Annotated in this window: 16 protein-coding genes; 4 read left to right on the top strand and 12 right to left on the bottom strand. The window is 34.8% G+C overall.

What is annotated here, in order from left to right; genetic code table 11:
• Window positions 1-34 precede the first annotated feature (34 nt).
• The 11 genes from CN288_RS12995 to argR all read right to left on the bottom strand — a co-directional run bounded on the left by CN288_RS12995 (window position 35) and on the right by argR (window position 15,023).
• Window positions 35-2,824 (bottom strand): YhgE/Pip domain-containing protein, encoded by a 2,790-nt coding sequence (locus tag CN288_RS12995; protein ID WP_098302388.1) that lies wholly within the window; start codon window positions 2,822-2,824, stop codon window positions 35-37.
• 307 nt (window positions 2,825-3,131) lie between these two features.
• Window positions 3,132-3,923: an endonuclease/exonuclease/phosphatase family protein gene (locus tag CN288_RS12990; protein ID WP_098302387.1), complete on the bottom strand. Its 792-nt coding sequence runs from the start codon at window positions 3,921-3,923 to the stop codon at window positions 3,132-3,134.
• A 3-nt stretch (window positions 3,924-3,926) separates the two neighbouring features.
• Window positions 3,927-5,564 (bottom strand): PTS transporter subunit IIBC, encoded by a 1,638-nt coding sequence (locus CN288_RS12985; RefSeq protein WP_026592566.1) that lies wholly within the window; start codon window positions 5,562-5,564, stop codon window positions 3,927-3,929.
• A 189-nt stretch (window positions 5,565-5,753) separates the two neighbouring features.
• Entirely contained in the window at window positions 5,754-7,418 is a 1,665-nt protein-coding gene (locus tag CN288_RS12980) for a glycoside hydrolase family 13 protein (RefSeq protein ID WP_026592567.1), read from the bottom strand.
• A gap of 327 nt (window positions 7,419-7,745) precedes the next feature.
• Complete coding sequence (locus CN288_RS12975; RefSeq protein WP_026592568.1) at window positions 7,746-8,429, bottom strand: hypothetical protein; 684 nt, start codon at window positions 8,427-8,429, stop codon at window positions 7,746-7,748.
• Between the two features lie 202 nt (window positions 8,430-8,631).
• Entirely contained in the window at window positions 8,632-9,321 is a 690-nt protein-coding gene (locus CN288_RS12970) for a Crp/Fnr family transcriptional regulator (protein WP_026592569.1), read from the bottom strand.
• Window positions 9,322-9,524: 203 nt separating this feature from the next.
• Window positions 9,525-10,487 carry a carbamate kinase gene (arcC, locus tag CN288_RS12965; protein WP_026592570.1) on the bottom strand — a complete coding sequence of 321 codons (963 nt, stop codon included), beginning with the start codon at window positions 10,485-10,487 and terminating at the stop codon, window positions 9,525-9,527.
• A gap of 37 nt (window positions 10,488-10,524) precedes the next feature.
• On the bottom strand, window positions 10,525-11,940 hold the full coding sequence (arcD, locus tag CN288_RS12960; RefSeq protein WP_026592571.1) for an arginine-ornithine antiporter: 1,416 nt from the start codon (window positions 11,938-11,940) through the stop codon (window positions 10,525-10,527).
• A 95-nt stretch (window positions 11,941-12,035) separates the two neighbouring features.
• Window positions 12,036-13,034, bottom strand: a complete 999-nt coding sequence (gene argF, locus CN288_RS12955) for an ornithine carbamoyltransferase (protein ID WP_026592572.1) — start codon at window positions 13,032-13,034, stop codon at window positions 12,036-12,038.
• A gap of 30 nt (window positions 13,035-13,064) precedes the next feature.
• Window positions 13,065-14,297, bottom strand: a complete 1,233-nt coding sequence (arcA, locus tag CN288_RS12950; RefSeq protein ID WP_026592573.1) for an arginine deiminase — start codon at window positions 14,295-14,297, stop codon at window positions 13,065-13,067.
• Between the two features lie 276 nt (window positions 14,298-14,573).
• A complete protein-coding gene (gene argR / locus CN288_RS12945) occupies window positions 14,574-15,023 on the bottom strand; it encodes an arginine repressor (protein ID WP_026592574.1) in 450 nt (149 codons plus the stop codon).
• A 328-nt stretch (window positions 15,024-15,351) separates the two neighbouring features.
• Here argR and CN288_RS12940 point away from each other — a divergent pair, with 328 nt between their 5' ends.
• The 4 genes from CN288_RS12940 to CN288_RS12925 all read left to right on the top strand — a co-directional run bounded on the left by CN288_RS12940 (window position 15,352) and on the right by CN288_RS12925 (window position 19,331).
• Window positions 15,352-16,686: an FAD-dependent oxidoreductase gene (locus CN288_RS12940; protein WP_026592575.1), complete on the top strand. Its 1,335-nt coding sequence runs from the start codon at window positions 15,352-15,354 to the stop codon at window positions 16,684-16,686.
• Between the two features lie 181 nt (window positions 16,687-16,867).
• Window positions 16,868-17,590, top strand: a complete 723-nt coding sequence (locus tag CN288_RS12935; RefSeq protein WP_026592576.1) for an amino acid ABC transporter ATP-binding protein — start codon at window positions 16,868-16,870, stop codon at window positions 17,588-17,590.
• A 147-nt stretch (window positions 17,591-17,737) separates the two neighbouring features.
• Complete coding sequence (locus CN288_RS12930) at window positions 17,738-18,523, top strand: ABC transporter substrate-binding protein (RefSeq protein ID WP_026592577.1); 786 nt, start codon at window positions 17,738-17,740, stop codon at window positions 18,521-18,523.
• A gap of 115 nt (window positions 18,524-18,638) precedes the next feature.
• The gene (locus CN288_RS12925; RefSeq protein WP_026592578.1) at window positions 18,639-19,331 is read left to right on the top strand and encodes an amino acid ABC transporter permease; all 693 of its coding nucleotides are present in this window, start codon (window positions 18,639-18,641) and stop codon (window positions 19,329-19,331) included.
• 164 nt (window positions 19,332-19,495) lie between these two features.
• Here CN288_RS12925 and CN288_RS12920 read toward each other — a convergent pair whose 3' ends face one another.
• Window positions 19,496-20,581: a fatty acid desaturase family protein gene (locus tag CN288_RS12920; protein WP_026592579.1), complete on the bottom strand. Its 1,086-nt coding sequence runs from the start codon at window positions 20,579-20,581 to the stop codon at window positions 19,496-19,498.
• Window positions 20,582-20,587: the final 6 nt, after the last annotated feature.

Genomic DNA, 20,587 nt, shown 5'->3' with positions numbered 1-20,587 from the left:
GGTTCCTACCGTTTTCAGTAGGAACCTCTTATTTTTAATGAATGATTTTACTTCCTTTTGCATTCTCAACGAATTTTTCACTCGATTTATTAATCGGTGTTTTCAGTACGAGTGCAAGTACAAGCATAATTACCACAAAGGCACTCAATACGAGAAGATCTCTTATCACAATATCCCAAAGCATTCCGCCCACTGTTTCACGAATCGCACTAATTGCATATGTGAACGGTAAGAATGGATAAATTGTTTGGAAGAATTTTGGAAGCATTTGAATTGGGAATGTTCCACCCGATCCAGCCACCTGTAGTACGAGTAGAATGATTGCCATCGATTTCCCAACGTTTCCAAAAACAGAAACAAGTGAATACACGATACAAACAAAGACCCCACCAATAAATAAGCTGAATAAAACAAACCAAAACTTATCAACTACATACGTACCAAGTAAGAAAATATCTCCCATCGCTACAATAAATGCCTGTGCAAGACCTATCGTTAAGAACGTTAAGAAACGTCCAAAGTAAATCTCATGACTCTTATAATTTGCGCCTGGCTCATGTACTTCTACTGTTAATAATGAAACCATTAAAAGTGCCCCTACCCATAATGCAAGCACTGTATAGAATGGTGACATCCCCGAACCGTAGTTTGGCATCGCAAATAATTTATTTTCTTTTAAATTTACTGGTTTTGCAAAGTAATCACTTTGCTGTTCAACATCATTTTTCAATAAACGGATGATGTCTTTTACATCCTCTTCCGACTCAAATTGGCGAATCTTATCTGCTAATTCTTTAATTTTCTTCTCAGCAGCTGGCATTTCTGCCTTAATATCTTCCACTTTCTTTGTACCTTCTACTAAGCCTTTCGATGAATCTTCTAGCAGTTTTTTAACATCTGGAAGCTTTTTATCTGCGTCGTTTAAGATTTTAGATGTATTTTTTGACATCTCTTTCGTACGAGCGATTGCTGCGTTAAAGCTTGGAACGATTTCTGAATCGTAACGAGCTAAGAAGTCTCCTAATTGTGCTGAACCATTTTTCGATGCTTCATTAATGCTTTCGATTACATCTTTTGTAGGCTTTTGACCATTGTTAATAAGTGTAATTGCTTTATTCGTAGCATCGACGCCTTTTTGAAGAGCATCTTTTGTTGTGTTTAATTTCGCAATCGCATTATTAAGGTTTTTATCATTATTAACATCGGCTAAAACCTTATTGGTGCTCTCTAGAACTGGAATCATATCATTAATCATATTGATGCCTGCTTGGAATTGACCATTTAGGCTGTTTAGAGCTACTTTTGTAGAATCTAATCCATTGATCCCTTTATTTTGTAAATCTTCTTTTGCTTTATTATATTGAGCTTTTGCTTTCTCATAATCTTCATTTATCTTGCTTGCTGTTTGTTCTTTAAACTGAACTGCCTTTTTGTAATCTGCTACAAACGTTTCATTATAATCTTTTTCAGCTTGATTAATTAAATCATTGGTTGCATTTAATTTTTGATTAACCGCATCTCTTACATCTTGTTTTACTTCTTGACCTGTACCAATAATATTTACAAGGTCTTTAATACCATTGTTTGCATTCTCCATACCATTTTTTAAATTAGTTAAATGATCTATTCTCTTTTGGAAAAACGCTTCTGCCTTATTTGGTGCCGCTTCTTTAAGTTTAGTCAACACATCAATAAGATAAGAAACACCGTCAGTATGACCTTGCAGATTATCGGAAGCCTGATTGAGTTCTTGCTTCGCTCTCTCTGGATCAAACTTTCCATTTTGCAATCCATTCATAACACCTTGCGCATATGCAGTTCCTGTACGTGCTGAGTTCAATACATTATTCACAGTTTGATTAATGCTTTTCGCAATATTGTTATATCCCTCATCATTAAACTGTGGAAGTCCAGAGAGTGATGGGAATTCAGGAAGATTCAAATCAACACCTGGATGCATTAAGAACTCTGAAAAAGCTTCTGCCTTATCCATGCCATCCTTCAACACGGTTAAGTTATTCCGCATAACCCCAGGAGCATCTTTTAATGTTTGATCATTTCTTGCAAAGAATGTATCTAAGTTTTTCAGTGCGTCCTGCCCATCATTAATCACACTTTCCACGACCGGTAAATCCTCTTGCGCAACTTTCACAAGGTCTTGCGCTCTACCAGCATCATCTAAGGCCGTATTCACAAGTGTATACATTTCCGGGAATTGTGCTTCTAGCTTAAACACAAGATCTTTTACTTTTTCAATACTTGGTAAGTTTGTTTCTAAATCGATTCCAAGGTCATTGAAGATTTTAAAAATCTCACCATTTGCTGTTTTAACAAAGTTTTTACTGATTTCTTCTGCTATACCTGATGCACCTTTTGCCGTAATTTTTGGTGCAATGGCATTAACCTTTTCATTTACAAAATAGTTCAGCTCTGGTTTTTGTGGATTATCGCTAATGACTGTTGTAATTTTTTCAGAGAAGTCTTTTGGAATCGTAATGCTTGCATAATAGTCTCCACGCTCTACTCCATAAATCGCTTGCTTTTCATCAACAAATTTCCAACCAAAATTCTTGTCTTTCTTAAGTGAATCTATAATTTCTTTCCCGATGTTAATATCTTTTCCTCGTAGGTTCGATCCAACATCTTGGTTAGAAACTGCAATCGGGATCTCTTTCGTGTTCCCATATGGGTCCCATGAAGCTTTAATGTTAAACCATGCATATAAAGATGGTAAAATCATAAGCCCTATTACAATTACAATCGCAGCCCAATGTTTGGCTACATTCCGTAAGTCCGTCGTATAAATACGCCATATCTGTTTCATATAAGCTATCACCTAATTATATATTTTTCCTTCTTTAGAAAATGATGCATGCATTTTGCAATTATATCATTTTCCTCTTTGTCGCTTAAAAGAAAATGTACTATTTTCCAAAAATCTTTTACTTACTTCATTATATAACGAAACCGATAAAGTATTCATACAAAATGACCAAATCGGTTTTACATTCAGTAATAACAAATATATAGGAAATGTCATAAGAAATACAAGTATTTTATCTTGGAAATACTTGTATTTGCAGAAAAAAAATCCTCATAGCGCTTACATGGCCATGAGGATTCCTTCTATATTATATATCCAACTGAACTTCTACTCCAAAATGGTCTGAAATAACATTTCGATTTACACCATTGAAAATAACTTTTGAAGAAAGAACTGTTGTTGGTTTGTTGCTTAAAATAAGATCAATTCGTAAGTTCTGCTTATTTTCATCCCAACCAGCAATTTTCCCTTGTACAGTTGTTCCTTCATCTTTTTTCAAAGCTAACTCATATGTGTCATAAAACCCTTTTTGCATAAGATAATCATATCCTTCACCTTGCAAACGAGCATTATTATTAAAATCACCCATTAAGAATGAAGGTTCATTTCCATTCACATTCTTGATTAAACAATCTACTTGGTCCTGAAACGGCTCTTCTTCATCATTCCACCAGCCGAGGTGACAAGAATACAAGGTGATATTCTTCCCTTTATAAGAGATTGTTACACTAACAATTTTCCGTGCTTTCCAATAAGAGATATCCTTACTTTCTGATATAAAGAAAGAATTTTGCTTCACAATCGGATGTTTCGTGATGATAGCTAAACCTTCTTCATATATGTCATAACCAATATGCGAGAAATCCCAAACGATATTGTAATTTCTTAAGCCTAACTTCTCAAGCTCTGCAAGTAATACAAGGCCGTAGTTATCCTTTTTCTTATTACCGCATACATTTTGAGCTTTTATAGACTGGCTGACCTCTTGCAAGGCAATAACATCGTAATCTTCTTCTTGAATCGTTTTAGCGAGATGTCTTATTTTCTCTATTTGATTCTCTTCTTGCCAAGAATGACAGTTTAAAGTAAGTAATTTCATTTATTATGCACCTAACATATCTTGAATGTCTGATTTCAACACATCAGCTTTCGGACCGTATACTGCTTGAACACCTTTGTCTTTTACAATAAGTCCCAAAGCTCCGTTTTGCTTCCACTGTGCCTCTGGTGCAACTACATCTAGATTTTTTACTGTTACACGCAGACGTGTCATACAAGCATCTACATCAGCGATATTATCTTTCCCACCTAACAAATCAATAACCTTTGTTGCTAATGAGCCTTCTTTTACATTCGTTGTGCTTTCTTCTGATTCATCCTCGTTATCAATATAGTTACCTGCACGACCCGGTGTTGGTAAATTGAATTTCTTGATTAAGAAATTGAATAATGTAAAGTTTAAACCGAAGAATACTGCTGAGACAACTACAAAGTTAATTAAGTCTCTTGTTAATCCTGCGTTAACCATCATTGGTGTACGTGTAATCAATTCAATAAATCCAAACGCATGAACACGTAGGTTAATAAGATCTGCTAATGCAAATGCAAGTCCTGTTGTAATTGCATATACAATATATAATACCGGTGCAATAAACATGAACATAAATTCAATAGGTTCCGTTACACCCGTTAAAAATACTGCTAATGCAGCTGATAAAAACATTGGTTTATATTTTGCACGTTTATCTTTATCAACATTACGGAACATTGCAAACGCAATACCGATTAATGATGCAGTTGAACCAATCACTTGCCCAACTTTGAAGCGAGCTGGAACAACATTATTTAGTAAATCGTTATACGCTTTTGTGTCACCATTTGCTAATAAATTATTCAAATCAGTAATCCATGCAAGCCATAACGGATCTTGTCCTGCTACAACCTGACCAACTTTTGCTCCAGTTAACATCGTATACGTTCCGCCAAGCTCTGTATAGTTCATCGGAATCGTTAACATATGATGTAATCCAAATGGTAATAACAAACGCTCTAATGTACCATATACGAACGGTGCAACAACTGGTGCACTGTCTTTTGATGCCGCAATCCAACGACCAAATTCGTTTAATCCACTTTGGATGAATGGCCATAAAAGTGATAAAACAATAGCAGTAATTGTAGACCAAACAATTACAACGAATGGTACAAATCGTTTTCCATTAAAGAATGCTAACGCTTGTGGTAATTTATTATAGTTATAATATTTATTGTATAAGGTAGCCCCTAAGAACCCTGTAATAATCCCTACGAATACTCCCATATTTAATGCTGGTGCACCAAGTACAGAAGTGAAATAATCTTTTACAATTAAATCCCCTGCTAATAATGAAGAAACTTTCGCTTTTGAATCCGCTAACATTTCAGCGTTCACACCGAATATAGCTCCTGTAATTCGGTTTGTTAAGACGAATGCTAATAGCGCTGCAAATGCACCACCTGCCCGATCTTTCGCCCAGGATCCCCCAATTGCTACTGCGAATAAAATATGCAAGTTTGTAATAATTGCCCAACCGATGTCTTCCATTACTCTAGCAATTGTATGTACTGCATTTACATCCCCAGCAGACATGCCAATTAGCTTACCGATGGAAATCATTAGACCAGCAGCTGGCATAACAGCTACAACAACTAGCAATGCTTTCCCGAACTTTTGCCAAAAATCAAAAGACGTAATTTTCATCTGTTTCTTCCTCCCTCTTATTTATAAAATCCCTAATGATATAGATAATAATTTCTTTTTTTATGAAAACGATACCTCTTTTTTAACGCAAACGTTTTCATAAACCTATTTTAATAAAAGCGTTTTCACATTGCAATATAAATTTATTATTTTTCATAAAAAAAGATGCTACGAGAGCATCTTTTTTTATCAAGAAATACGATAAACCCTTGTTTCATAAGGTTTTAAAGTAATTGTAGTACATTTGTTATGTTCTGTTACTTCATAGTTATTTAAGAGCAAACGTTTGCGTTCTAGTGCGAATGAATCCTCATTATACACCGCGTTCTCTTTAGATATATTACTAATTACAATAACTTTCTCATCATTTAACGTACGCGTATACGCATAAATTTGCGAATCGTCCTCTAAGATTAAATCATATGTTCCATAATTAAATACATCATGCTCTTTTTTAAGTGCAATCATCTTTTTATAGAAATTAAAAATAGAATTAGCCTCTACTTGCTGTTTTTGAACATTAATTTCTTTATAATTTGGATTCATTCCAAACCACGGTGTACCAGTTGTAAAACCAGCGTTTTCTTCATTATTCCATTGCATTGGTGTACGTGAATTATCACGACAAGACGCCCAAATGATTTCCATCATCTCTTGATGAGGTACACCTTCAGCAATTTTCTCGCGGTATAAATTCTTAATTGCTACATCATCATAATCTTCAATATTCGGGAACTGAACGTTTGTCATACCAATTTCTTGACCTTGATAAATGAATGGTGTTCCATGCATAAAGAAGTACATTGCTCCTAAAGCCGTTGCACTTTCACGCCAATACTGTTTATCATTTCCCCATGTGGAGACTATACGCGGCTTATCATGGTTCTCAATATAAAGTGCATTCCACCCTTTATTCTCTAATCCTTTTTGCCACTTTGTTAACACCTTTTTCAGTTCCACAACATCAAGTTCTTTTTTCTTTTCTGCATCCCATAAACTTAAATGCTCAAACTGAAATACCATATTGAATTTACCATTCTCTTCTCCAACCCAAAGGTCTGCATCTTCGATTTTGACACCATTGGCTTCCCCAACAGTCATAATATCGTATTTTGAAAATGTATTTTCCTTAAGTTCTTCTAAAAGTGGCTGAATTCCATTTACATTCATATGTTTATCAAAAGAAGGAACATACTTTAAGCCTTTTGGATTTGGCATGTCTTTTAGACCTTCTTCTTTTTTGATATGACTGATTGCATCTACACGGAAACCATCAATTCCTTTATCTAACCACCAGTTTACAGTATCATATAAGGTTTCACGGACTTCTGCATTCTCCCAGTTTAAATCTGGTTGTTTACGTGAGAATATGTGTAAGAAATATTGATCCGTTACTTCATCATATTCCCAAGCAGAACCACTAAAAATACTTTCCCAGTTATTCGGCTCTTCTCCATCCTTACCATCACGCCAGATATACCAATCACGTTTTGGATTATCTTTAGAAGAACGTGATTCAACAAACCACGGATGTTCATCACTCGTATGGTTAATCACTAAATCAATAATAAGCTTCATATCACGCTTATGCACTTCATCTAGTAATTCATCAAAATCAGCCATTGTACCAAACTCATCCATAATGTCTTGATAATCGCTAATATCATAACCATTGTCATCATTCGGTGATTTATACATTGGACAAATCCAAATTACATCTATTCCTAAATCCTTTAAATAATCAAGCTTTGCAATAATGCCTTGTAAATCTCCAATACCGTCACCGTTAGAATCCATAAAGCTACGTGGATAAATTTGATAAGCAACAGCTTCTTTCCACCATGTTTTATTCATAATAGTTCTCTCCTTTTGCATCCCTTCGGAAATTTATGCAAACGTTTTCGTAACACTATCATAACAAAATATGAGGAGTTTGCAACGAGAATTTTTATCTTATTATTAAATATCTACTTTTCATTAAGAAACAATACTCTCTTCTGATTGACCTTACACATTTTTTATACTGCTCCAAATTTTTAACTCTCCTTTCTCATGAATATAAGCACAAATAAAAAATCATCCCATTTATGTCCGATTTCCCGTAACATTTTGGATGATTAAAGTTTTCTTATCTCTTTCATTTTTAATTATTTCTCCCAAAAATTCCCTTGTTATACTACGCTAATTATATATCTTATGATTTTCATTCAATAACTGCAATTCGATATTTGGTACTTTATTTTCTAATACAGTCTCCCCATTGCCAACTGGAATTTGAAATTCAACTTTCTTTGTTTCATGGCGCTGTAAATAAACAGGTGTTGGTACTTGATAACTTTTCACTTTCTTGTTTTCATCTTGATATAGAACTAGCTGTAACGATTGTGAATGATTACGATAATTTTTTAAAGTGACGACGCAATTTTGCTTAAAATGCTCTCCCTTTTTTTCCATCTTACATTGACTATCTTCTTTTTTATATTCAATTGCCTCTAGTCCTTTTTTTCCTGTATAGTGCCATGTTTTATCAAGGGTTTGAAGTACTTTATTTAAAGTAAATGGCATCATTATAATCAAACTACTTATGCACACTACTTTTATTTTATTAAGCTTCTTTAACCAATTCGAATCATTCTTTTCTAACCATTTTATAAGAAATAGAAAAGAAATTACTTGTAGTACTAAAGAACAAATCCAGACATTCGAAATCTTATACCCCATATAAATATATGTATCTACTGGAATTCCATATGTATGAAATAGTTTTTCCCCGATTAATTCATTGTCGTTTGGTATTTTTATTAATAGTAATACTCCAATACTATAAAAAATAGCTACTAATCGATCATATTCAATCCGAATCATTCTTTCTCCCTTCCCCTTGTTTTTTATTATCGATTTTAGCTAAAATTATCGGAATATACAATCTTTTTATAGGGAATAACATAAAAAAGTTCCTTATAAATATATAAAGAACTTTATTAATATATAATACGAATAAGAGAATTAATATGTAATTTTACTATTTTAATAATACTTCTCTTATCTACTATTTATTATGCAGTTTTCACATCGAAATTTCCTCAAAATAAGTTGGATCATGTATTGTAATTTTTTTACCTAAAACCGTAACAATACTATCATTCTTTAACTGTTTTAATACACTACTCACAGTCTCTCGAGAAGTTCCAGATATTTTGGAAATTTCAATTGTCGTGAGCGGGCATGAAATTACAATCTCTTGACCATTCTGCTCACCTAAATCGTTCATTAAATAATTTAATGTCTGAATGACGCGATCTTGTGCATTGGGGATTGTAATATTTTGCACACGATTTTCGTTAATTGTTAATATAGAAGATAACTGCTGAACAACATACATGAGCTGTGTTCTGCTTGACTTCATCATATCTTCAAAAATCACTGTAGGAATATAATATACTTCTACATCTGTCATTGCTTCAGCTGTATAATTATATCTCTCATCAGTAAACATACCACCATAAGGAAAAATAGAAAGTCGTTTTACATAGTCTTCATATAATAAATTTCCGCTTTGATTCACTCGCTCTAACTTTACAAAACCATCTAGCATGAAATAAATTCTTTCTCTTGAATCACCTTCTAAAAATAAAAATTGACCTTTCTTATAAGTTCGCCAATAAACAAACTCTGTTAGGCCTTTCAATTTTTTTTCTGTTACATGCGAAAATAATTCAAACTGCTTTAGATCTTTAACTACATTCCGTCTATTCATAGAACTCCCTCTCTCTTGCTATATGTTGGAGTGAAACGTCAGGAAAGCGCATTCAAGTTTATTTTATCATAGTTAACCTATATATCTTGATTTTATCATGAATACTTTATGAACATTAGTTATCAAAAAATTACTCATAAGTAAAAAAGAATGAAGTTATTAACTCCATTCTTTTTTACTTACTAGTAATGAAAGAGCTATATTTATACACACACACATGCATCCTGATTAGAAATAATAGTACCTGCCTTTTCTTCTAATGCTTCATATACCTTTTCTAAAGAAGTAATAATTGTTTTTCGTTTTGGATCTGTATTAGCAAAGTTTATAGCAGCTTCAATTTTTGGGAGCATACTACCTGCTGCAAATTGATGATCCTGTATATATCCTTCTAATTCATCAACTGTAACAGCCTCTAATCTCTTTTGATCAGGTTGATTAAAATTCACATAAACATAATCAACTGCAGTTAAAATGACTAGCGTATCAGCATCTACTAATTCTGCTAACTTTTGAGCTGCAAAGTCTTTATCAATAACAGCCTCAGTACCTGTTAAACCTTCCTCAGAGTCAATAACTGGGATTCCGCCACCTCCAACAGCAATGACTATATTTCTATCTTCTACTAATGAATTGATTATTTTATGCTCATGAATACTCACAGGCTTTGGTGATGGAACAACTCGTCTCCAGCCCCTTCCTGCATCCTCTTTAAATACCGCTTTTGTTTCTTCCATTAACTTTCTCGCTTCTTCTTCTGTATAGAAAGGCCCAATTGGCTTTGTAGGATTTTGAAAAGCTTCATCCTTTTCATCCACGACAACACGTGTTATAACCGTTGCTACCTCTTTCTTTATTTTACGCTTTTTCAAAGCCTTCTCAATTGCATTTTCCATCCAATATCCAATCATTCCTTGGCTCATAGCACCACAAGTATCTAACGGCATTGCCGGTGTTTTTTCTGTATCGGCAGCTTTTTGTTGCAATAAAATGTTACCTACTTGCGGACCATTGCCATGTGCAATAACAACATCCACATCGTTTTCCATAATTTTAACGAGTTGCTCTGCCGTTCTTTCTAACGCTTCTTGCTGCGCCTCAGCAGTAGCCTTTCCAGATTGTATAGCATTTCCCCCTAGTGCAACTACGATTTTTCTTCGTGTCATATTTCAACCCTCCAATTGATTTCATTTTTACAAAAGTTTATAAAGTAATACTTCCTGTAATCAATCCGTAAATCGCAAAAAATGCTAAGGCACCAATAGCTACAGAAGATGCCAGTTCCACACGAGTAAATATTTGTTTTGGATTCGTTTGCTTTTGAACATTGTAAAAGATGAAAATACCTGGCGCATATAATGTCATTGTTAGTAATAAATAATCTAAACCCGCTGCATACACTAACCAAACTCCATAAATACTTGCCACCAAACCAATGATTATATTTTTTGTTCGATCTTTTTCTTCAGATTGTAAACTATACTTAAATTGATAGAATGCTGACAAAGCATAAGGAATTAAAATAGCAGAGGAAGCAAGAGAAAATGCAAAGTTATATGCTTGATCTGAAACAACAAATGTTAATAAGAAAATTTGAATTAAGCCATTTGTTATCCATAATGAATTTACAGGAGCTTTGTTTTTATTTTCTTTCGCAAACCACTTTGGAAACACTCCGTCTTTAGCAGCTAAATACGGAATTTCAGATGCAAGTAAAGTCCATCCTAGCCAAGCACCTAATACAGAAATAACTAAACCTAAGTTAATAAAGATAGCGCCCCATTTTCCGACAACACTTTCAAATAAATACGCCATAGCTGGGTTTTTTAGATTCGCAACATCTGCTTGTTGCATAAGTCCAAGAGATAATAATGTAAGTAAAATATAAATGATAAGTGTGCCAATTAATCCGATAACAGTTGCTTTCCCAACATCACTTCGGCTTTTAGCACGACTGGATAAGACAACAGCCCCTTCTACACCGATAAATACCCAAAGAGTTACAAGCATTGTACTCTTAACTTGGCTTCCTACCGCTCCCCAAGAAAAAGAACCTGCTTGGCCCCAAAATCCATCCAAGAAAATATCAAAGTGAAAAGCGAAAATACCCACCACAATAAATACAAATACAGGCACTAATTTTGCAATTGTTGTGACTAAATTTACTAGTGCTGCTGATTGTACGCCGCGTAAAATTAGCATGTGAACACACCATAGCAATACGCTCGCTCCGATAATCGATGCTACATTTTGTCCACCTTCAAAAACCGGAAAAAAGTATCCAAGTGAAGAAAATAGCAATGTACCGTAAGCTACATTACCAAGCCAAGCAGACAGCCAATACCCCCACGCACTATTGAATCCCATAAAATTACCAAATCCTGCTTTTGCATAACTAAAGATACCGCCATCTAAATCTGGTCTTTTTACCGTTAAATTTTGAAATGATAATCCAAGAGCAATCATCCCGATTCCCGTTATCACCCAACCGATAATAATAGCCCCGGAGCCAGCACCTTTTGCCATATCGCTTGCTAAGTTAAATGCCCCACCACCTATCATGGAACCAACAACAAGAGCTGTTAAAGTAAATAATCCTAATTTCTTTTCTTCACCCATTACACTCACCTCTCTTTAATTGCAATAAGAATAAACTCAATAGTGAATGATAGTGTCTAAAGGAGTAAAGAAGGAAGGAAGATCTCCTTCCTTCTTTACTCCATATTTCCTAGAGTAGCAGCCATAACCGCTTTAATTGTATGCATTCTATTTTCTGCTTGATCAAATACTTTTGAATGCTTACTGCGGAATACTTCGTCACTTACCTCCATTTCTTTTAATCCATATTTTTCATATATATCTTCCCCATACGCTGTTTCTACATCATGGAATGCGGGTAAACAATGTAAGAACATCACATTATCATTTCCAGTCTTTCTAATCATCTCCATATTTACTTGATAAGGTGCCAATAGTTCAATACGTTCAGCAAATTTGTCTTCTTCTCCCATTGATACCCATACATCTGTATAAATTACGTCTGCACCGGCAACGGCTTCATCTACATTACTTGTTACCATAACTTGATCATTATATTTTTTAGCTGTATCGATTATTTCTTGTGCTGGGAATAATGATTCTGGCGTACAAATACATACGTTCATCCCTACAATCGCTCCGCCGACTAACAAGCTATTTGCTACGTTGTTCCGTCCGTCTCCAACGTATACAAGCTTAACATCTTTTAAACGTCCGACATGCTCTTTAATTGTTAACAAATCTGCAAGTGTTTGGGTTGGATGCCACATATCTGTTAAACCGTTCCATACAGGTACACCGGAGTTTTCAGCTAAAGATTCCACTGTTGCATGAGCGAAACCACGGAACTCAATTCCGTCAAACATACGTCCTAAAACTTTTGCTGTATCTTCAACTGATTCTTTCTTCCCAAGCTGAATATCATTTTTACCTAGGTATTCAGGATTTGCCCCTAAATCCGTACATGCCACCGTAAATGCACACCGTGTACGAGTGGAAGTTTTTTCAAATAAAAGGGCTATATTTTTACCTTCTAAATAACGATGCGGAATACCATTTTTCTTTTTCTCTTTTAATTCTGCTGCTAAATCTAGAAAATATAACATTTCTTCCTCTGTAAAATCTTTTTCCGCAAGAAAACTTCTTCCTTTTAAGTTTGGTTTAGTCATCAACATGATTCATCCCTACTTTCCTCGTTATTTATACTAAATGTCTTTTCGAACAATCGGCATACTCATGCAACGTGGACCCCCACGACCGCGTGATAATTCCGAACTTAATACTTCAATAACTTCTATACCATGTTCACGTAATAAAGCATTTGATACATAGTTGCGATCATATGTAACAACTACTCCCGGCGCAATCGCCAATGTATTAGATCCATCGTTCCATTGTTCACGAGCAGAAGCAATCACATCTCCTCCTCCGCAAGGGATAAGTACTAATTCACTTAAACCTAACACTTCTTTTAACGCTTCAGTTAAAGATGTACGATGTGTAATTTTAAGAGTTTCTTCATCCTGTCCTTTTTCTAAAATATAAATGTTCATATTTCCTTTTGGTCCTTGGATAGCTGGGTGAATTGTAAATTTATCATAATCGACCATTGTAAATACTGTATCTAAATGCATAAATGCACGACATTTTGGGATTTCTATTGCTAGCACTTTCTTAATTTTATTTTGACGGCTAAATAAATTCTTAGCTAAACGCTCAATCGCTTTAGCTGAAGTACGAGCAGATACTCCAATTGCAATTGTTTCCTCATTTAAGATGAGCTCGTCGCCGCCTTCAATTGGGAACTTATGATCACGATCTAACCAAACTGGCACATCATGACTTGCAAATCGTGGATGATGTTTAATGATATATTCCATAAATAATGATTCACGTCTCCGTGCTGGTTCTCTCATTTTGTTAATTGTTAAACCATCACCTATACTAGCTGCTGGGTCACGAGTAAAATATAAATTTGGCATTGGATCTAAATAAAATGGATAATGATCTTCCATTAATTCATACAGGTGCGTTTTTTTACTAGTTTCAATTTCGTTTTTACGTACGCCCCCCATAATTTTCTGAATCAATTCTTCATTTGAAAAGGAAAGTAAATATTCTTTTAAAGTTTGATGTGCAACATTTACGTCAGCCTGTCCTTCTTTTAAAATACGATCAACAAATTCTTCACGAAGTTTTTTATCAACTAACGCCTCAGCTGCTAGTTTTTCTAAATAAAGAACTTCAACACCCCGATTGCGTAATGTTTGTGCAAAATAATCATGTTCTTTTTGAATAATTGGTAAATATGGGATATCGTCAAATAATAATTGTTGCAAATAATCTGGCGTTAAGTTTTCCACTTCTTTACCTGGACGTTTTAATAAAACCGTTTGTAATTCCCCAATTTCTGAAGTAACATGTATCGGATGTTTCATTTGTTGTACCTCCTTTTAAATTTGTTTGATGTCTACAAGTACATAATAAACGGTACGTGCTTCCCCCTTTGTGAAAACGCTAACACTATCAAGTTAAATATTTCACAAGTTATTTTTTAAAATAATATATATTTGTATTTTTATAAGGTTTTTCGCTCCCTATTTTGTAAAACAGCTATATATTACGCATATATAGTGAATATCGATTTCCCTAATTTATATTAAAATCCTAAAAAAAGTCCTGTTTCTAGTAACAATTAGAAACAGGACTTTCACCTACATAATTAATTTCAACCTTTCTTCTAAAACTTTCCTATCCGATTCTGATTGAGAAACTACAAGGCATGTATCATTTCCACATATACATCCTACTTTTTCTTTCCAATCTAAAGCATCTAATAAGACACCGATAACGTGAGCATTACCAGGTAACGTTTTAATAACCGTTAATTGATCTACATAATCAATCTTTACGACAACTTCTCTTAACTTTTTCTTTAACTTCGTATCAGTTTGTAAATTATCCTCTGAGAGAACCTTATATATAGTTAAACCGTTTGAAGAGGTTGCCTTTATTAAATTTAATTCACGAATATCTCGCGAAATAGTGGCCTGTGTAACTAACACACCATGCTCTTCTAATAATTCTACTAATCTCTCTTGTGTATCTATTTCATACTCTCTTACCAATTGTTTTATTAGCCGTTGTCTTTTTTCCTTTTTCATAAAAGACACCCTTTCGAATATTATAACTTCATTATATCTTGCTATAATTTCCATTCGAAAGAGACAGGGATAAATGTTGCGGAAACGTTCATAGTTTTTAATCTTTATCCAAAGTATTATTTTCTAGAATATAAAGATACAAAACCCAGTATGTACACCTTTTCGTTGTGCTTCCTCTACAATAGCAAATATATCTGCATACGAATGACCAGCACCAATGATTGTATTGCCTTCATAATATTTATTTTCTATCTATAGTGTAAACACTCCTAAACAAGCTTTCTCATACAATAGTAAAAACCAATCTTATATGGAAAGGAACAATATAATGACAAAAACAAAATTAACAGGGCGCATTGTAACTCCAGAAGATCCTGAGTATGATGTAGCCCGCATAAACTTAAATTTAAGTATTCCAAAACTCCCCTGCATAATTGTCTTCTGTCAAAATACTCAAGATGTATGCAATGCCTTGAAATGGGCCCGTGAACGTCATATACCATTTCGTATACGAAGTGGTCGCCATAGCTATGAAAATTTTTCTCTTTTGAATCGTGGACTTATTATTGATGTAAGTGAAATGAATCGAATTATAGTCCAGCAAGACAGCTTGACAGCAACCATTGGAGCTGGAGCGAATCTTGGTGCTGTTTATAAAGAGCTGTGGAAATATGGCGTCACATTACCAGTCGGCACCAGTGCTAGCGTTGGAATTGTTGGATTAACACTTGGCGGTGGCATTGGTATGTTATCACGTTTATTTGGATTAACTTGTGATCAACTACTAGAAATAGAAATGGTGCAAGCAGTCGGTAAATCTGGAGCGAAATCTATTCGTGCCAGCGAAAGAGAAAACGCTGATTTATTTTGGGCATGCCGCGGTGGTGGCGGTGGGAACTTCGGAATTGTTACATCTTTAACATTTCGTGTTCATCCTATTCAAAACGTCTCTATTTTTTCACTCACCTGGGAATGGAAAGACTTTATTACCGCATTTCAAGCTTGGCAAAACTGGGCACCTTATATAGACGAGCGTCTTACTTCATCTATTGAATTATTTTCTAAACAGAGAAATAAAATTAAAGTGCAAGGGGAATATGTTGGTCATCCTTCTGAACTCCTCGATTTATTGGCACCTTTATTACAAGCTGGAACCCCTTCTCTGTTCATAGAAGAAGTCCCTTATATACAAGCAGTTGAATTCTTTAATAGTGGTAACATCCCAGAAAAATTCAAACGTTCTGGTTCTTATGTATATAAGACGATTCCACTTAAAGGTATTCAAGTTCTAAAACATTTTCTTAGTCATGCCCCAAACCCTTCAGCCAGCGTTTGGCATCAATCACTGATAGGAACTGTAGAAGACATTGCTCCTAGTGAAACAGCTTATTTCCATCGAAAGGCAATTATTGCTCAAGAATACCTTACTTCTTGGAAATGCGACAATGAGGAACAACAAAATATACGTTGGATTAAAAATTTACGAAATGCTATGGCACCTTATACATTAGGTGATTATGTCAATTGGCCTGATATTGATATTATAGATTGGCAAAACTCTTACTATGGCACCAACTTTACAAGATTACGTAAAGTAAAAACAGTATATGACCCTTGTAATGTTTTTCGATTCCCACAAAGTATCCCTCCCTTCCACAAATAAAACACACATTTTTATTTTCTTCTAAACCTCTTTTTATCACCTTACTAGGAGAATTCTCTTCCTAATTCCACGTCCCTCAGACAATGTTTTTCGCAAAAAATAAAGGGTTTTGGCACTTTATGACTAATAAAAAAAATAAGAGACAACATTTGTAAAATACAAATTTGACTGGGGGGTTGGTATGATTCAAGTTCAAAATCTAGTAAAATCATTTGGCTCATTAGACGTTTTAAAAGGAATTGATTTAGAAGTAAAAGAAAAAGAAGTTGTTGTTTTAATCGGCGCAAGCGGTTCAGGAAAAAGTACTTTACTTCGTTGCCTCAACTTTTTAGAAATGTACGATGAAGGATCGATTCATTTACAAGGTGAACGAATCGATCCCAAAAGTACAAATTTAAACAAAGTCCGCGAAAATGTTGGAATGGTATTTCAACATTTTAACCTCTTTCCACATATGACCTCATTAGAAAACATCATAGAAGCACCTATTCATGTGAAAAAAATGGACAAAACAAAAGCAAAAGAGATTGGTAATGACCTTTTAAAAAAGGTTGGATTACAAGACAAAGCAAACGTAACACCTCACCTTCTATCTGGTGGACAAAAGCAACGTATTGCAATCGCACGCGCACTTGCAATGAATCCAAAAATCATGCTATTTGATGAGCCTACATCAGCTCTTGATCCTGAACTTGTTGGAGAAGTACTCCAAGTTATGAAAGAGCTGGCTGGTGAAGGAATGACAATGGTAATCGTCACCCATGAAATGAACTTTGCACGAGATGTAGCAGATCGCGTCATTTTCATGGATGATGGACAAATTGTAGAGGATGCACTACCAGAACAATTTTTTTCAGCACCGTCAAACGAGAGAGCAAAACAGTTTTTACGAAACATTTTATAGAGATGGACTTCGCTCCCAACGAATACTTAAAGCATTAAAACTCATACGGGTAGCCTAAATTACCCCACCCTTAGAAACTTTCTATATAAAATACGAATACGACGATACAACCCGTATGTGCAGGATAAATATATAGGAGGGGTTTTGATGAAAAAGAAAATACTTACTGTTTTTGCAACAATTACACTATGTGTCTCTTTCATACTTGGAGCCTGTAGTAAGGAAACTTCAACAAATGAAGGGAACGAATTTCGTTATGCAATGAGCGGTTTATATAAACCTTTTAATTTCAAAGAAAATGACGGAAAACTAGTTGGCTTTGATGTCGAAATTGGTGAGGCACTCGCAAAGAAGATGGGAATGAAGCCTGTTCCAGTGACAAATCCTTGGGAAACATTAATTCAAGGTCTAAAAGCAAAAAAATATGACGTCATATTAGGAAGTATGGCAATTACAGAAGACCGCCTAAAAGCCGTTAATTTTACGAATCCATACTATCGCTCTGGTGCACAAATTTTCGTAGCTAAAAAGAACAATTCCATTTCTTCAGTAGAAGACTTAAAAGGAAAAAAAATCGGTGTTGTAAAAGCTAGTACATTTAAAACACTTGTGGAAAAACATACAGATCAAATCACTGAATACGACAGTGACATTACAGCTCTTATGGATTTAGAACCAGGCCGAGTAGATGCTGTTATTACGGATCAAATGGTTGGTCTTCGTATGATAAAAGAGGGAAAATCAAATATAAAAGAAGCTGGCAAACCATTAAATCTTGAGGAAATGGGAATTGCAATTCGTAAAGACGATAAAGAAATGGTGAAGAAAGTAAACAAAGCGTTGGAGGAAATTATTAAAGATGGCACATATGAAAAAATCAGTAAAAAATGGTTTGGAAAAAATATTCTTGGAGAAGAGGAAAAAACAAAATAAAAGGATGTACCCTTCTAAAAAACAAATCATTTTTCATTCATAAGCGATGCCCCACCTCAGCCGTGGGGCATTCACATCTATTTCTTAAAATAAATTCTATATTGAGGTGACTCTAATGTTTGAAATTTTCATATCTACGTATCCAACACTTTTAAAGGCTGTTGGTATAACATTACAATTAACGTTAACTTCCTTACTACTCGGTTCATTAATCGGACTACTATTTGCCTTCTTTCGTATCTCTAATAATAAAATATTAAATAGTATTGCACATGTTTATATTGCTATTATCCGTGGTACACCTTTAATCGTACAAATTGCTATTCTTTACTTCGGGATTACATCTATCATTGTCTTCACCCCTTTTTGGGCGGGGGCAATCGCTTTAGCTATTCATAATGGAGCATATATTACAGAAATTTTTCGTGGATCTATTCAATCCGTCGATCGTGGACAATTAGAAGCTGCCCGTTCCCTTGGAATGTCTTATCCACTTGCTATGCGGCGCATTATCTTACCACAAGCATTCCGGCTCTCTATTCCGCCCCTAGGAAACCAATTTATTATTGGGTTAAAGGATTCTTCACTTGTTGCCTATGTAGGTATGTCAGAATTATGGGGCTCTGGTCTCTCTATAGCGGCTGGTAATTTTCAACAATTAGAAACATATATTGTTGTTGGTATCTATTATCTTGCACTCGTACTTTTATTTACCTATCTCGTAAACCGCTTAGAGAAAAGGCTTCAACGTAAACAAAGTAATTCTTTGCACGTAAATAAAAAGAAAGAAAAAGCACTCTCTTTATAGGAAAAACCGCAAAAAATATTTCATCTATTAGATTGAAAAAAATGCATGAAAAGTTACTATTACATACAAAAAAACATGTCAAAATACAAAATAAAAAGCAAACTACTTTTTAGGTAGTTTGCTTTTTTATAGTTAAAGGGTTCTAAATAATCTACTTCACACAATCATGGATTCACTTTTTTAATAGTTTCCTGCTCGTCTATATGCTCCTCACGATATGAAATATTATCAGGATCTAACCCATTCCCTAAAGAACCATAGAAATGTTCTTTATGAGGGTCAACTAATTCACTGCCTTGATAATATACACGAGGTGTGTTCCAAAGCGCTGCTAATGCTTTCGTCATCGGCATTTCATGATAACGCTCCGGCCACATTTCTTTAATTTTTTCTTTTACTAATGGGTAATACTTTGAACTCATAGCAGGGAACAAATGATGTTCCGTATGATATGAGAAATTAAAATGCAAAACATCAACCCAGCGCGGCACTGTTACAGATAAACAGTTAGCTAATGGATCATTTACAGGAACAATTGGATTTAAGCGGTGATTTGTTGCAATATATGCCATTACAATAAAGTTTGCAATTAATAATGGAATCACGTATGCAAATAACCACTTCGCAGGCCCCATAATAAATAATAAGCTAATCCAAACCGTCCACGGCAAGACAAGTTGAAGCCATACAGACTTCTGATTCGATGACTTAAACTCTTTTATAAAATGAAAGAACATACGAGTTGAATGTATTGTAAATTGAATTGTTAGTGACAGAAAACTGAAGAAAGAACGTACATGAAGTGGCATACGATACACCCATCTTAAAAATTTACTCTTCTTCATCTTTTCAAGTGTTGGCCACGCATCCGGGTCATGTTCCTCATGTTGTGTATGCACATGGTGCGTCGCATTATGCCACTTTCTCCATAGTTTCGGCCCTGTAGACAATGGCATAAATGCAATTGCCCCTAAAAAATCACGAAGCCATGCTTTTCTTACAACCGTTCCGTGCAAAATTTCATGTCCTAAAAATCCAAGTGAGGCAAAACATAATCCGAGAACAATTGCAATCCCAAGATTTGCCCACACATTCAAGTCAAATAAACCAATCGTTATTAACCCAGCTACCGCCACAAGTAAATAAGCCAGTCCACCAAATAAACGAGTTGGAACTGGTTTAAATGCTTTTTTTGGCAAATGCGGCGATACACGCGCTGCATACCATCCAAACGTATGAAGCTCCTTCATCCTTTT

The sequence above is a fragment of the Bacillus sp. AFS023182 genome (genome assembly GCF_002560575.1).
GTDB classification, from domain to species: Bacteria; Bacillota; Bacilli; order Bacillales; family Bacillaceae_G; genus Bacillus_A; species Bacillus_A arachidis.
This window is presented reverse-complemented; position numbering and strand designations above follow the sequence as displayed.